The following is a 12,987-nucleotide window of genomic DNA, read 5'->3' on the forward strand; positions in this document are numbered from 1 at the left end:
GAGAACTTGACCTGCGCGCATCATGATGCGCGCAGGTCACGTGTCACCTATGTCTCCGAACACCTGTTACCCATGTCTCCGGTCTGTACACCGCGAGCGGGAGAGGGGCGGGGGTGAGGGCGGGCGCGTGCAGGACCAATGCCAGCCGCTTTGCCTTCTCCACTCAACGAGCAGTAAGCAGTAAAGCAGTAAGCCGAGGTGGCCGCCTTGCCCGCGTCGCGGGGTCGCAGGGCGGGCGGCCTGCGGCCTCTGCTGCTGCATTTCCTTCTGGTGTGTCATGCTGAATTACTTCCTCAAACGTGTGCTGGGCGTGATCCCCACGCTGCTGATCGTGGCAGTGCTGGTGTTCCTGTTCGTCCACCTGCTGCCGGGTGATCCCGCGCGGCTGGCGGCGGGCCCGGAGGCCGATTCGGCCACGGTCGAACTGGTGCGCAAGGACCTTGGGCTGGACCGGCCCATGCACGAGCAGTTCGTCAACTTCTTCTCCAATGCGGTCCGCGGCGAGTTCGGCCATTCGCTGCGCACCAAGCGCCCGGTCAGCGAGGAGATCGGCGACCGCTTCATGCCCACGCTGCTGCTGACGGTGGCGTCGATGGCCTGGGCGGTGGTGTTCGGCATGGCGATCGGCATCGGCTCGGCCGTGTGGCGCAACCGCTGGCCGGACCGGTTCGGCATGACGCTGGCGGTGTCGGGCATTTCGTTCCCGGCCTTTGCGCTGGGCATGCTGCTGATGGAAGTGTTCTCGGTGCAGCTGGGCTGGCTGCCGTCGATCGGAGCCGACAGCTGGAAGCACTACGTGTTGCCGTCGATCACGCTGGGTGCGGCGGTGGCCGCGGTGATGGCGCGTTTTACGCGGGCCTCGTTCGTCGAGGTGCTGCAAGAAGATTTCATCCGCACCGCGCGTGCCAAGGGTGTGCGCGAGACGCTGGTGGTGGCCAAGCACGGCCTGCGCAACGCCATGATCCCGGTGGTGACCATGATGGGCCTGCAGTTCGGCTTCCTGCTGGGCGGCTCGATCGTGGTCGAGAAGGTGTTCAACTGGCCGGGCCTGGGGCGCCTGCTGGTCGATGCCGTCGAGATGCGCGACTACCCGGTGATCCAGGCCGAGGTGCTGCTGTTCTCGCTCGAATTCATTCTGATCAACCTGGTGGTGGACATGCTCTACACCGTGATCAACCCAACCATCCGCTACAAGTGAGGCCGGCATGACTGAGCTTTCCACGCCCGCCGCAGCGCAAGCGGCACCCGCCACCGCCCCCGTGCCGGAGGCCGTGCGCACGCCCTGGACCGAGTTCTGGCGCAAATTCCGCAAGCAGCACCTGGCGCTGGGCGCCGGCGCCTTCGTGCTGGTGCTGGTGGTGATTGCCATCGTGGCGCCGCATATCGTGCCGTACGACCCGGAGAACTACTTCGACTACGACGCGCTCAACGCCGGCCCGTCGGCCGCGCACTGGATGGGCGTCGATTCGCTCGGACGCGATATCTTCAGCCGCATCCTGGCAGGCGCGCGCATCTCGCTGGCGGCGGGTTTCCTGTCGGTGATCATCGGCGCGCTGATCGGCACCGTGCTGGGCCTGCTGGCGGGCTACTACGAAGGCTGGTGGGACCGCATCGTGATGCGCATTTCCGACGTGCTCTTCGCCTTCCCGGGCATCCTGCTGGCGATCGGCATCGTGGCCATCCTCGGCAACGGCATGACCAACGTGATCTTCGCCGTGGCCATCTTCAGCATCCCGGCGTTCGCGCGGCTGGTGCGCGGCAATACGCTGATGCTCAAGCGTCTGACCTATATCGAGGCGGCGCGCAGCATCGGCGCATCGGACTGGACCATCCTGATGCGGCATATCCTGCCGGGTACGGTGTCGTCGATCGTGGTGTATTTTTCGATGCGTATCGGCACCTCGATCATCACCGCGGCCAGCCTGTCGTTCCTGGGACTGGGCGCGCAGCCGCCCACGCCGGAATGGGGCGCGATGCTCAACGAAGCCCGTGCCGACATGGTAACGGCGCCGCACGTGGCGATCTTCCCGAGCCTGGCGATCTTCCTGACGGTGCTGGCCTTCAACCTGCTGGGCGACGGCCTGCGCGACGCGCTCGACCCCAAGATCGACCGCCGTTGAACCCTGAGCCGCTGAACATGACCGCATCGACAACGGGCGTGCCGCGTGTCGGCAGCCTGCCGGCAGGTCCGCTGGACAGCATTGCCGACGTGGCCGGCGTGACCGTCGGCCATTGCACGCTGGCGGATGGCGCCGTGCAGACCGGCGTCACCGTGATCCGTCCGCATGGCGGCGATCCGTACCGCGACAAGGTGCCCGCCGCGGCCACCGTGCTCAACGGCTTTGGCAAGAGCATCGGGCTGGTGCAGGTGGACGAACTGGGCGTGCTGGAAACGCCGCTGGCGCTGACCAATACCTTTTCGGTCGGCGCGGTCGCGCAGGCGCAGATCCGTGCGGCGGTGGCGGCCAATCCGGAGATCGGCCGCGCGCTGCCGACCGTCAATGCGCTGGTGTTCGAGTGCAATGACGGCTACCTGAACGATATCCAGCGCATGGCGGTGGAGGGCAGCCACTATGAGGCGGCCCTGGCCGGTGCCGGCCAGGAGGTTGCGCAGGGCGCGGTCGGCGCCGGGCGCGGCATGTCGGCATTCGGCGTCAAGGGTGGTATCGGCACCGCTTCACGCCTGGCCGGTGGCTATCGCGTGGGCGCGCTGGTGCTGGCCAATTTCGGCACGCCGGAATCGTTGACCGTTGCCGGCCGCCTGGTCGGTCCGGAACTGGTCCAGCGCCTGGCGCAGCCCGACACAGCGGCGCAACCGGAAAAGGGATCGATCATCATGATCCTCGCCACCGACGCCCCGCTGGACGCGCGCCAGTTGCGCCGGCTGTCGCTGCGCGCCGGCGCCGGGCTGGCGCGTACCGGCTCGGTGTTCGGGCATGGCTCGGGCGATATCGCAGTCGCGTTCTCGAGCGCGTATACCGTGCCGCACGACACCGCCCGGCCGATGCCGGCCGTCGCCATGCTGCATGAAACCCATCTCGACCCGCTGTTCCGCGCCGCGGCCGACAGCGTCGAGCAAGCCATCCTGCATGCCCTGTGGCATGCCGCACCGGTGCAGGGCCGCGACGGCCACGGCCGGCGCGCACTGCTGGACGTGATGCCCGAACTGGGCCAAACCGCCTGATGAAGATCCTTGTTTCCACCGATATCGAAGGCGTGGCTGGCGTCTTCCACGCCGAACAGACCCGCCCCGGCAACGGCGAATACGAACGCGCCCGCGCCTGGATGACCGGCGAAGCCAATGCCGCGGTCGAAGGCGCCTTTGCCGGCGGTGCGACTGAAGTACTGGTCAACGATTCGCACGGCGGCTTCCGCAACCTGCTGCCGGACCAGCTCGATCCGCGCGCGCGGGTGGTGCTGGGCAAGCCGCGCTACCTTGGCATGATGGCCGGCGTCGAGGCCGGAGTCGACGGCGTGCTGATGATCGGCTACCACGGCCGCGCCCAGAGCCGCGGCGTGCTGGCGCACACCATCAACAGCGGCGCCTTCGCGCGGGTCTGGCTCAACGGCAAGGAACTGGGCGAGGCGGGCCTGTACGCCGCGCTGGCCGGCGAGTTCGGCGCGCCGGTGCTGATGGCCAGCGGCGACGATGTCTTCGTGCAGGAAACCCATGCGCTGATGCCGTGGGTGCGCTATGTCGAGACCAAGTCAGCGGACGGCTTCGGCAGCGGCACCTCGCTGTCGCCGGCGGCGGCGCGCGAGGCCATTGCCGCAGCGGCTGCAACCGCGGTGCGCGAACGCGCGCAGGCGCAATGCCTGCGCATCGCCGCGCCGGTGACTTGCACCCTGCAGACCCTGACGCCCGCGCACGCGGACCTGTTCTGCCAGTGGCCGGCGCTGGAGCGCCGCGACGGCGTGACGCTGTCCTTCCAGGCCGATTCGGTCCAGGCGGCGGTGCGCATGCTGAACTGCCTGTCGGCGATGTCGTTCATGCTGAAGTAGGGCAGGGCAGATTCGCCGGGGCGAGCGCGCAGATCGGCGACAATGGCGGGTCTAGCAATTCAGGCATGAGCCGCAACGCATGACCCAGGCACACGACGGGGGCTGGATCCCCGTGCGCAAGGACTTCGTCGACCCCGCCACGCGCTGCCATGCGCGGGGCGCGAGCCGCCGCCACCATGGTTTCCCGGCCGGGCAGGCTTATATCCTGCGCGACGCCGCAGGGCATGAATATCCCTTTGGCGATGACTGCGCGCGTGCCGCGGTGCCGCATCCGGGCCTGCTGCTGCAGGTGCCGGACTACACCGAGCGCGATGTGGTGCCGCGCACGGCCTTGCCCGAGGCGGCGCCCCCGGCCCGCCGGCGCGATCCCGCCCAGGCACAGGCCGCCGAGCGCGCCGCCGCGATCCGCTACCTGGTGCTGCGCATGGAGAAGGTGGCCGCGGTGCCGCGCGTGCAGCCGACAGTGCGCTTCCCGGCGCTTGAGGGCGTCTACGAGCAGTACCAGCGCACCGGCGACATCGGCATGGCGCAGGTGCGCCGCATCCTCGCGATCGAACGCAGCCCGTCCACCCCGCCGCGGCTGCGCGCCACCAACCTGCTCGACGTCTATACGGCGCATATCAAGCTGGAATGGCTGATCGCGGGGTCCAACAGCGTCGACAACATCCGCTTCCTGCGCAGCCTGCACGACTGGCTGGCCCGTCACCTGGTGCTGACCGCCGGCCAGCTGGCCGCGGCCGGGATCGAGATGCATCCGCAGGCGTTCACTTCGCCTGGTATCTGGGGGCCGGGGACGGAGCCCGCGCCGGCGCCCGGGTATGCGTCCGGGTCGCTGTTCTAGCAGCGGGTGGCAAGACCTGCGGATTTGGCGTCTAATGCCTGCATCGCATCCGCCGGTCACGCCATGAGCCATTTTTCTCGCAGCTACGCCGAAGCCCGCCAGAAGTTCCTTGACGCCGCGCGCACGGCCGGGGCCGCGCTGGCCCAGTTCCCGCACCCCACCAAGCGCGGCAGTGCCGGCGAGGACCTCGCGATCGACGTGGCGCTGGCCGGCCCGGCCGAGGCCCGCCGCTGCCTGATGGTGACCTCGGGCACGCACGGCGCCGAAGGCTTTGCCGGCTCCGGCGCGCAGGTGACGATGCTGCACGACGCCGCGCTGCTTGCCGATTGCGCCGCCGCCGACACCAGCCTGCTGCTGGTGCATGCGATCAATCCCTACGGTTTTTCCCACCTGCGCCGGGTCAACGAGGACAACGTCGACCTGAACCGCAATTTCATGGACTTCACCCAGCCGCTGCCGTACAACGAGGCTTATGCCGAGATCGCGCCGCTGCTGGTGCCGGCGCAATGGCCGCCGTCCGACACCGACCAGGCGCAACTGATGAAGGCCGTGGCCGAGCGCGGCATGCCGTGGTACCAGGCCGCGGTCAGCCGCGGCCAGTACCAGGACCCGGGCGGCATGTTCTACGGCGGCGACAAGGCTGCCTGGAGCAACTACACGCTGTGCCGCATCCTGGCGCGCTTCGGCGCCGGGCGCGAGGCGCTGCGCTGGATCGACGTCCATACCGGGCTGGGCCCCTGGGGCTATGGCGAGCCCATCCACATGGGCCCGGACACGCCGGAATCGCTCACGCGCACGCGCGCGATCTGGGGCGCGCGCGTGACCTCGATCTACGATGGCTCGTCGACCTCGGCCAACCTCACCGGCCTGGCCTGGCACGCGGTGCTGCAGACCCTGCCCACCATGGACTATGCCGGCATCGCGCTTGAGTTCGGCACGCTGCCGGTGGGCGAGGTGCTGGACGCGCTGCGCGGCGACCACTGGCTGCACCAGCACCCGGAAGCCGACGAAAACCAGCGCGCGCTGGTCCGCCAGGCGATGTGGCGTGCCTTCTATGGCGATACCGACGACTGGCGCGAGGGCGTGGTGGCGCAGGTGACCGACGCAGTGCGGGACACCATTGCCTCGGCCTAGCCGGTTCTGGCCGCAAGCGCCTTCTGGTAATGTCTCGACGTTGGCGGTAGAGTGCTGAGCCAGGCACTGCCGCCATGCCTTGGCCGGCACGAGCAGCAGCCGCGCCGCGGTCAGAAAACTACCAGAAACAAGACGGAAGAGGTCGGGGCAGGCCCGGCGCATGACCCTGCGCGTCGCCGCGGCCTGGCGCACGGCGTCGCTTCCGGCATCAGCTCGGCAGGGAGGCCGGTGCGATGACCCTCTATGAACTGAAGCCCAGGTTCCAGGCCCGGTTGCGCCCCATGGTGCAAGACCTGGCGCAGCGCGGCGTGACTGCCAACCAGGTGACGCTGGCCGCCGCGGCCGGCTCCCTCGCGGTGGGGGTGCTGGCCACGCTGGGCATGCTGGTGGCCGAGACCCCGGCGCTGTTCCTGCTGTTTCCCCTATGGTTGTTCCTGCGCATGGCGCTCAACGCCGTCGACGGCATGCTGGCGCGCGAGCACGGCCAGCAGAGCGTGCTGGGTGCCTACCTGAACGAGCTTGGCGACATTGCCTCGGACCTGGCGCTGATCCTGCCGCTGGCCGCGCTGCCGGGCTTCAGCCTGGGCCAGGTCGGCACCTTCGCGCTACTGGCGGTGATCGTCGAGGCCGCCGGGTTGATCGGCCCGCTGGCCGGGGCCAGCCGGCGCTACGACGGCCCGCTGGGCAAGAGCGACCGCGCCTTCGCGGTCGGCGCGATCGCGCTGTGGGCCGGTGTTGGCCTGGGCTTTGGCGCGGCCGCCAGCTGGCTGTGGCTGGTGCTGTCGCTGCTGTCGCTGTTCACGATTGCCAACCGGGTGCGCCGCGGTGTCGCCGAGGCCCAGTCCCGCACAGCGGAGTAGCGAGATGGACCGACCGTCGACGCGCCAGCCGCAAGAGCGGCAATTCGAGACCCACGACCGCCAGACGCTGTTCTATCGGCACTGGCCGGCGGTGGAGGGCCCGGCGCGCGGCGCCGTGGTGCTGTTCCATCGCGGCCATGAGCATTCCGGCCGGGTCGCCCACCTGGCCGACGAACTGAACCTGCCCGGCTACGAGATCTTTGCCTGGGATGCGCGCGGCCACGGCCGTTCGCCCGGCGAGCGCGGCTACAGCCCCAGCCTGGCGGACTCGGTGCGCGATATCCAGACCTTCACCACCCATATCGCCGAGGTCCACGGCATCCCGCTGGAACGCACCGCGGTGATCGCGCAGAGCGTGGGCGCGGTGCTGGCCGCCACCTGGGTGCACGACTACGCGCCGCCGATCCGCGCGCTGGTGCTGGCCTCGCCCGCGTTCAAGGTCAAGCTCTACGTGCCCTTTGCGCGGCCGGGGCTGAAGCTGATGCAGCGCCTGCGCGGCAAGTTCTTCGTCAACAGCTACGTCAAGGCCAAGTTCCTCACGCACGATCCCGAGCGCATCGCCAGCTACGACAGCGATCCGCTGATCACGCGCCCGATCGCGGTCAATATCCTGCTGGACCTGTACGACACGGCGGAGCGCATCGTCGCCGATGCCGCGGCGATCACGGTGCCGACGCAGCTGCTGATCTCCGGCGCCGACTGGGTCGTGCATCGCGGGCCGCAGGACCGCTTCTATGAGCGCCTGGGTTCGCGCACCAAGGAGCGCATCGTGCTGGACGGCTTCTATCACGACACGCTCGGTGAGCGCGACCGCAAGCTGGCGGTCGATGCCGCGCGCCGTTTTATCCTGCGCGAATTCGACACGCCGTCGGCGCCGCGCTCGCTGCTCGATGCCGACCAGATCGGCCCGTTCCGCGAGGAATCCGACCGCCTGGCGTCGGCGCCTGTCGGGCTGGCCGCCTGGTACTGGCGCGCGGCGCGGGCCAACCTGAAGCTGGGCGGAATACTGTCGGACGGGGTGCGGCTGGGCCATGAGACCGGCTTCGACTCGGGCTCGACGCTCGACTATGTTTACCGCAACGCCCCCTCGGGCCGCGGCAAGCTGGGCCGGCTGGCCGATCAGCAGTACCTGGACGCGATCGGCTGGCGCGGCATCCGCCAGCGCAAGGTCCACGCCGAGGCCCTGATCGCCGAGGCCGTGCGGCGGCTGCGCGCGGCCGGCATGCCGGTGCGGATCGTCGATATCGCCGCCGGGCACGGGCGCTATGTGCTTGAGGCGCTGGGCGCGCTGGATGGCGGCGCCGCGGCGGTCGAGTCGATCCTGTTGCGCGACTACAGCCCGCTGAACGTCGAGCAGGGCCGCGCCCTGATCGCCGCCAAGGATCTCGCGGACGTGGCCCGCTTCGAGCAGGGCGATGCCTTCGACGGCGACAGCCTGGCGGCGCTGGCACCGGCGCCGACACTGGCGGTGGTTTCCGGCCTGTACGAACTGTTCCCCGACAACGCAATGGTGCGGCGCTCGCTCGAGGGCCTGGCGCGCGCGGTGCCGCCCGGCGGCTACCTGGTCTACACCGGCCAGCCCTGGCATCCGCAGCTGGAATTCATCGCGCGCGCGCTCACCAGCCACCGCGCCGGCGCCGCCTGGGTGATGCGCCGCCGCTCGCAGGCCGAGATGGACGAACTGGTGCGGGCCGCTGGCTTTGACAAGGTGACCCAGCGCATCGACCCGTGGGGCATCTTCACCGTCAGCCTGGCGCGCAGGCACGGCGCATGAGCACGGTGCCGACGGAGGTTGACGCCGGGGCGCATTCGCAGCTGCCTGCAGGCAACCGGCCCTGGGGGCTGGCCTGCCTGCTGCTGGCGCTGGCCGGCGCGTTCTTTTTCTCCAGCTACGGCTTTGCCAACTGGCTGGCGAGCCAGCGCGCCAACGTGCCGGCGATCTATTTCGAATGGGAGCAGGGGATCCCGTTCCTGCCGTGGACCATCGTGCCGTACTGGTCGATCGACCTGCTGTACGGCATCTCCTTCTTCCTGTGGCGCACGCGCGCGGCGCTGCTCACGCACGTCAGGCGGTTGGTGCTGGCGCAGCTGGTGTCGGTGGCGTGCTTTATCGCCTTCCCGCTGCGCTTCAGCTTTGCCCGGCCCGAAGCCGACGGCCTGCCGGGCCAGCTGTTCACGCTGCTGGGCGGTTTCGACCTGCCGTTCAACCAGGCGCCGTCGCTGCATATCAGCCTGCTGGTGATCCTGTGGGTCGCCTTTGCGGCGCACCTGCGCGGCGGCTGGCGCTGGCTGCTGCACGGCTGGTTTGCGCTGATCGGGGTCTCGGTGCTGACCACCTGGCAGCACCACCTGATCGATGTGCCCACCGGCGCGCTGGTGGGCTGGCTGTGCGTTTACCTGTTCCCGATGCAACGGCCCGCTGCCGGTGCGCCGGACGCGCGCACGCGCCAGCTGTCGCGCCGCTACACCGTGGGCGCGCTGGTGGGGTTGCTGTGCGCGGTGCTGGCGGTGGGTGCGTCGGTGACGCTGGCGTTGCTGCTGCTGTGGGCCGCGCTGGCGCTGGCCTGCGTCGCCCGGATCTACGCGCTGGCCGCGCCGGCGTGGTTCCAGAAGGACGGCGATGGGATGATGGCCCCGGCCGCGCGCTGGGTGCTGGCGCCGTACCTGCTGGGCGCCTTCCTCAATTCGCGCTGGTGGACGCGGCGCGCGCCGCAGCCCAGTGCCATCGCGGACGGCATCTGGGTTGGCCGCTTCCCGACCCGCGCCGGACTGCGCGCGATCGGGGCGGACGCAGTCCTCGACCTGACCGCCGAACTGCCGCGCGCAGCCACCGACCCGGCGCTTGCGTATCGTTGCGTGCCGGTGCTGGACCTGACCGTGCCGACGCCGGAACAGTTGGACCAGGCCGTGGCTCAACTCGACGCCTGGCAGCGGCAGGGCCGCCGCGTGCTGGTCAGCTGCGCGCTCGGCTATTCGCGCAGCGCGCTGGTTGCCGCCGCATGGCTGGCGCGCCGGCAGGGACTGCGCGACGCCGGCGCTGCGCTGGAGTTGCTGCGCGAGCATCGCCCGGCGGTGGTGCTCGGGCGCGAACATGCGCAGGCGCTGCAACGCTGGCTGGACCGTCCCGCCATGCCGGAGCCCGATGATGGACGCTGAGTTCACGCAAGGCACTGATGCCTGGATCGCACACGCCGTCACCGGCGCGCTGTCGGGCGCCGTGTGGATCGGCGCGGCCGGGCTGGCTTTCGGCGTGGCCACGGCATGGCTGGGGGTGGCCACGCCGGTCCCGCGCGTGCTGGCGGCCGCTTCGCTGCTGCTGGCGCTGCCCCAGCTCTGGCTGCTGCTGCGCGTTGCCATCGACCGCCGCTTGTTCGATGCGCTCGCGGCCGGGCGGCAGGACCAGCCCGACCTGGCCGGATTGGACGCCGCGCTGCTCGAACTGGGCTGGATGCCGGCGCAACGCGCCGGCCGTCCGCTGCCGGACCGCGCCCGCGGCGCGCTGCGGCTGGTGCGCGCCAGCGCCGCGCTGACTGTGTGCCAGCTGGCGCTGGCCTTGCTGACCGTGATCCTGAGGTAACCAACCATGTGGCTTGCCCGCGCGACCGCGCGCGCCATCATCGTCTTCGCCCGGCTGCTGACCGGCATGCGCGCCAACTGGCAGGGCTGCATCCCCGCCGCGGTGCAGCGCGTCTACTTTGCCAACCACAGCAGCCACGGCGATTTCGTGCTGATCTGGGGCTGCCTGCCGCCCGACCTGCGCACCGTCACGCGCCCGGTGGCCGGTGCCGACTACTGGGAGCGCTCGCCGCTGCGGCGCTTTATCGGCCGCGACGTATTCCACGCGCTGCTGATCGACCGCACCCGCAGCGAACCGGGCAGCGACCCGGTGGCGCTGATGCACGGCGCGCTGGCATCCGGCGACTCGCTGATCCTGTTTCCCGAAGGCACGCGCAATACCACCGACGCGCGCCTGCTGCCGTTCAAGAGCGGCATCTACCACCTGGCGCGGGCCTGCCCCGGGGTGGAGTTCGTGCCGGTGTGGATCGACAACCTCAACCGCGTGATGCCCAAGGGCGAAGTCGTGCCGGTGCCGCTGCTGTGCACCGTCACCTTTGGCCAGCCGGTGCTGCTGGCCGCCGAGGACAGCAAGGAAGCCTTCCTTGCGCGGTGCCGCGACGGCCTGCTCGCGCTTGCCCCGGAGCTGGAATGACCGCCATGCCCACTTTGCACTGGAGTCCCGAGACCTGGCTGCTGTTCGGTGGCCTGTTCGGCGTGCTGCTGCTGGCCTCCACCGTGACCGCGCTGCTGCGCTGGCGGGTGGCGGGCGGCGGCCAGCACGCGGTGATCGACAACCTGGCGCAGCGTGTCTGGGCCTGGTGGTGGATGATCGGCATCATGGGCGTGGCCTTTGCACTGGGCCGCACCGCGGTGATCGTGCTGTTCTACCTGCTCTCGTTCTTCGCGCTGCGCGAGTTCGTCACCATCATCACCACGCGGCGCGGTGACCATCACGCCATCGTCGCCGCCTTTTTCGTGTTCCTGCCGCTGCAGTACGTGCTGGTCTATATCGGCTGGTACGGCATGTTCTCGATCCTGATCCCGGTCTATGCCTTCCTGATCCTGCCGATCCTGGCGGCGCTGTCGTCCGAGACCACGCGCTTCCTGGAGCGCTGCGCCGGAGTGCAGTGGGCGGTGATGGTGTGCGTGTTCTGCATCTCGCACGTGCCGGCGCTGCTGACGCTGCCGATCCCGGGCTTCGAAGGCCGCAACCTGCTGCTGATCGCCTTCCTGGTGATCGTGGTGCAGGGCAGCGACGTGCTGCAGTATGTGTGGGGCAAGCTGTGCGGCAAGCGCAAGATCGCGCCGCTGCTGTCGCCGTCCAAGACCGTCGAGGGCTTTGTCGGCGGCGTGGCCAGTGCCACCGCGCTGGGCGCGGCGCTGTGGTGGATCACGCCGTTCTCGCCGTGGCAGGCCGGCGCGATTGCGCTGGTGATTGCGCTGATGGGCTTCCTGGGCGGGCTGGTGATGTCGGCGATCAAGCGCGACCGCGGCATCAAGGACTGGGGCCATATGATCCAGGGCCACGGCGGCATGCTGGACCGGCTGGACTCAGTGGTGTTCGCCGCGCCGGTGTTCTTCCATATCACCCGCTACTGGTGGGTGCCCTGAGCACCCCGGCCCTCACAGCTCCATCTCTTCGCACCACGCCACCACCGCATCGCGGAAGTCCTGGCAGATCGGCGACAGGTAGCCATCGGCGCGCCACAGCACGGCCAGCTCATGCTGCCACGACATGCCCGGCGCCTCGATCGCGGCCAGCCCCTGGCCCTCGGCCTGGTGCAGCATGCGCGGCGGCATGATGCCGAGCAGGTCCGAGTGCCGCAGCAGCTCGCCGAAGGCCACCGGCGACGCCGTGCTTTCCACCGCCACGCGCGGCGGCGGCAGCCCGACCGAGGTAAACCGTTCCTCCAGCCACTGGCGCAGGTAGAGCGAACTGGCCGGCACTACCCAGCGCTCGCCGCTCAGGTCGGCCAGCGTGCGGAAGCCCTCGCGGCGCGGATGGCCGGTGCGGGACACGATCTGCATGGTCAGCGGACCGAGCGGCAGCCAGGCAATGTCCGGCGGCAGGCTGGTCGGGCGCGCGCCCAGGATCAGGTCGGCCTCGCCATTCTGCAGCATCGCCATCAGGCGCGCGCTCAGGTGGGTCTCGATCGAGAACGTGGCCAGCGGCCGGCTCAGGAAGAAGCGGGCCAGCAGCGGCGACAGCAGCGACGGCAGCAGGTAGGGGATGGCGCCCAGGCGCACCGTGCCCGCGCGCGCCGCGCGCTGCTCGGTCAGTTCGTTGCGCATGTCGCCCGCGGCCAGCGCGATCCTGCGCGCATGGGCGGCCAGGGTGCGGCCCACGCTGGTCGGCACCAGCCCGCGCGGGGTGCGCTCGAACAAGGGCATGCCGGCTTCGCCCTCCAGCCGCGCCAGCGTCTTGGACAGGCCGGACTGGGTCATGCCGAGGGTGTCGGCGGCGCGGTGCAGGTTGCCTTGCTCGATGACAACCAGGAAGGCTTCAAGATCCTCGAATCGCATGGGGCGTGATGGCGCTGGGGTCGGTGCGGGCCATTGTAGCGCCGCACCTCCCCCGCGCCGGTCACGCAG

General features: G+C 69.9%; 13 protein-coding genes. 12 read left to right on the forward strand and 1 reads right to left on the reverse strand.

The genetic code is table 11. The annotated features are described in order from the left end of the window. Positions 1–277: 277 nt before the first annotated feature. The 12 genes from gsiC (at position 278) to AC3WLF_RS21545 (ending at position 12,006) form a co-directional block, all read left to right on the forward strand. Positions 278–1,198: a glutathione ABC transporter permease GsiC gene (gene gsiC / locus AC3WLF_RS21490; protein ID WP_010814211.1), complete on the forward strand. Its 921-nt coding sequence runs from the start codon at positions 278–280 to the stop codon at positions 1,196–1,198. A 7-nt stretch (positions 1,199–1,205) separates the two neighbouring features. Beyond that, on the forward strand, positions 1,206–2,120 hold the full coding sequence (gsiD, locus tag AC3WLF_RS21495; protein WP_010814210.1) for a glutathione ABC transporter permease GsiD: 915 nt from the start codon (positions 1,206–1,208) through the stop codon (positions 2,118–2,120). Between the two features lie 17 nt (positions 2,121–2,137). Then, positions 2,138–3,184, forward strand: coding sequence for a DmpA family aminopeptidase (locus tag AC3WLF_RS21500; protein WP_492356488.1), 1,047 nt, complete (start codon positions 2,138–2,140; stop codon positions 3,182–3,184). Further along, on the forward strand, positions 3,184–4,002 hold the full coding sequence (locus AC3WLF_RS21505) for a M55 family metallopeptidase (RefSeq protein WP_492317868.1): 819 nt from the start codon (positions 3,184–3,186) through the stop codon (positions 4,000–4,002). The genes AC3WLF_RS21500 and AC3WLF_RS21505 overlap by 1 nt, the downstream gene beginning before the upstream one ends. Positions 4,003–4,081: 79 nt before the next feature. Beyond that, a complete protein-coding gene (locus AC3WLF_RS21510; protein ID WP_492356490.1) occupies positions 4,082–4,843 on the forward strand; it encodes a hypothetical protein in 762 nt (253 codons plus the stop codon). A 63-nt stretch (positions 4,844–4,906) separates the two neighbouring features. Then, positions 4,907–5,977: a M14 family metallopeptidase gene (locus tag AC3WLF_RS21515; RefSeq protein ID WP_492317866.1), complete on the forward strand. Its 1,071-nt coding sequence runs from the start codon at positions 4,907–4,909 to the stop codon at positions 5,975–5,977. A 233-nt stretch (positions 5,978–6,210) separates the two neighbouring features. After that, positions 6,211–6,837 carry a CDP-alcohol phosphatidyltransferase family protein gene (locus AC3WLF_RS21520; RefSeq protein ID WP_492351149.1) on the forward strand — a complete coding sequence of 209 codons (627 nt, stop codon included), beginning with the start codon at positions 6,211–6,213 and terminating at the stop codon, positions 6,835–6,837. 4 nt (positions 6,838–6,841) lie between these two features. Continuing rightward, positions 6,842–8,611: a bifunctional alpha/beta hydrolase/class I SAM-dependent methyltransferase gene (locus tag AC3WLF_RS21525; RefSeq protein WP_492356491.1), complete on the forward strand. Its 1,770-nt coding sequence runs from the start codon at positions 6,842–6,844 to the stop codon at positions 8,609–8,611. Continuing rightward, the gene (locus AC3WLF_RS21530) at positions 8,608–9,993 is read left to right on the forward strand and encodes a phosphatase PAP2/dual specificity phosphatase family protein (RefSeq protein ID WP_492356492.1); all 1,386 of its coding nucleotides are present in this window, start codon (positions 8,608–8,610) and stop codon (positions 9,991–9,993) included. Before AC3WLF_RS21525 ends, AC3WLF_RS21530 begins: the two co-directional genes overlap by 4 nt. Beyond that, on the forward strand, positions 9,980–10,414 hold the full coding sequence (locus AC3WLF_RS21535; RefSeq protein WP_492317862.1) for a hypothetical protein: 435 nt from the start codon (positions 9,980–9,982) through the stop codon (positions 10,412–10,414). The genes AC3WLF_RS21530 and AC3WLF_RS21535 overlap by 14 nt, the downstream gene beginning before the upstream one ends. Before the next feature lie 6 nt (positions 10,415–10,420). Next, entirely contained in the window at positions 10,421–11,047 is a 627-nt protein-coding gene (locus AC3WLF_RS21540; RefSeq protein WP_316149908.1) for a lysophospholipid acyltransferase family protein, read from the forward strand. After that, the gene (locus tag AC3WLF_RS21545; protein WP_010814200.1) at positions 11,044–12,006 is read left to right on the forward strand and encodes a phosphatidate cytidylyltransferase; all 963 of its coding nucleotides are present in this window, start codon (positions 11,044–11,046) and stop codon (positions 12,004–12,006) included. The genes AC3WLF_RS21540 and AC3WLF_RS21545 overlap by 4 nt, the downstream gene beginning before the upstream one ends. Before the next feature lie 12 nt (positions 12,007–12,018). Here AC3WLF_RS21545 and AC3WLF_RS21550 read toward each other — a convergent pair whose 3' ends face one another. Further along, complete coding sequence (locus AC3WLF_RS21550) at positions 12,019–12,918, reverse strand: LysR family transcriptional regulator (RefSeq protein ID WP_492351146.1); 900 nt, start codon at positions 12,916–12,918, stop codon at positions 12,019–12,021. Positions 12,919–12,987: the final 69 nt, after the last annotated feature.

Source organism: Cupriavidus sp. FW306-01-F10A, from assembly GCF_058782785.1.

Excerpts from the sequence above, each read along its gene's own strand:
- gsiC (WP_010814211.1), top strand. The coding sequence starts at position 278 with ATGCTGAATTACTTCCTCAAACGTGTGCTGGGCGTGATCCCCACGCTG.
- gsiD (WP_010814210.1), top strand. The coding sequence starts at position 1,206 with ATGACTGAGCTTTCCACGCCCGCCGCAGCGCAAGCGGCACCCGCCACC.
- AC3WLF_RS21500 (WP_492356488.1), top strand. The coding sequence starts at position 2,138 with ATGACCGCATCGACAACGGGCGTGCCGCGTGTCGGCAGCCTGCCGGCA.
- AC3WLF_RS21505 (WP_492317868.1), top strand. The coding sequence starts at position 3,184 with ATGAAGATCCTTGTTTCCACCGATATCGAAGGCGTGGCTGGCGTCTTC.
- AC3WLF_RS21510 (WP_492356490.1), top strand. The coding sequence starts at position 4,082 with ATGACCCAGGCACACGACGGGGGCTGGATCCCCGTGCGCAAGGACTTC.
- AC3WLF_RS21515 (WP_492317866.1), top strand. The coding sequence starts at position 4,907 with ATGAGCCATTTTTCTCGCAGCTACGCCGAAGCCCGCCAGAAGTTCCTT.
- AC3WLF_RS21520 (WP_492351149.1), top strand. The coding sequence starts at position 6,211 with ATGACCCTCTATGAACTGAAGCCCAGGTTCCAGGCCCGGTTGCGCCCC.
- AC3WLF_RS21525 (WP_492356491.1), top strand. The coding sequence starts at position 6,842 with ATGGACCGACCGTCGACGCGCCAGCCGCAAGAGCGGCAATTCGAGACC.
- AC3WLF_RS21530 (WP_492356492.1), top strand. The coding sequence starts at position 8,608 with ATGAGCACGGTGCCGACGGAGGTTGACGCCGGGGCGCATTCGCAGCTG.
- AC3WLF_RS21535 (WP_492317862.1), top strand. The coding sequence starts at position 9,980 with ATGATGGACGCTGAGTTCACGCAAGGCACTGATGCCTGGATCGCACAC.
- AC3WLF_RS21540 (WP_316149908.1), top strand. The coding sequence starts at position 10,421 with ATGTGGCTTGCCCGCGCGACCGCGCGCGCCATCATCGTCTTCGCCCGG.
- AC3WLF_RS21545 (WP_010814200.1), top strand. The coding sequence starts at position 11,044 with ATGACCGCCATGCCCACTTTGCACTGGAGTCCCGAGACCTGGCTGCTG.
- AC3WLF_RS21550 (WP_492351146.1), bottom strand. The coding sequence starts at position 12,918 with ATGCGATTCGAGGATCTTGAAGCCTTCCTGGTTGTCATCGAGCAAGGC.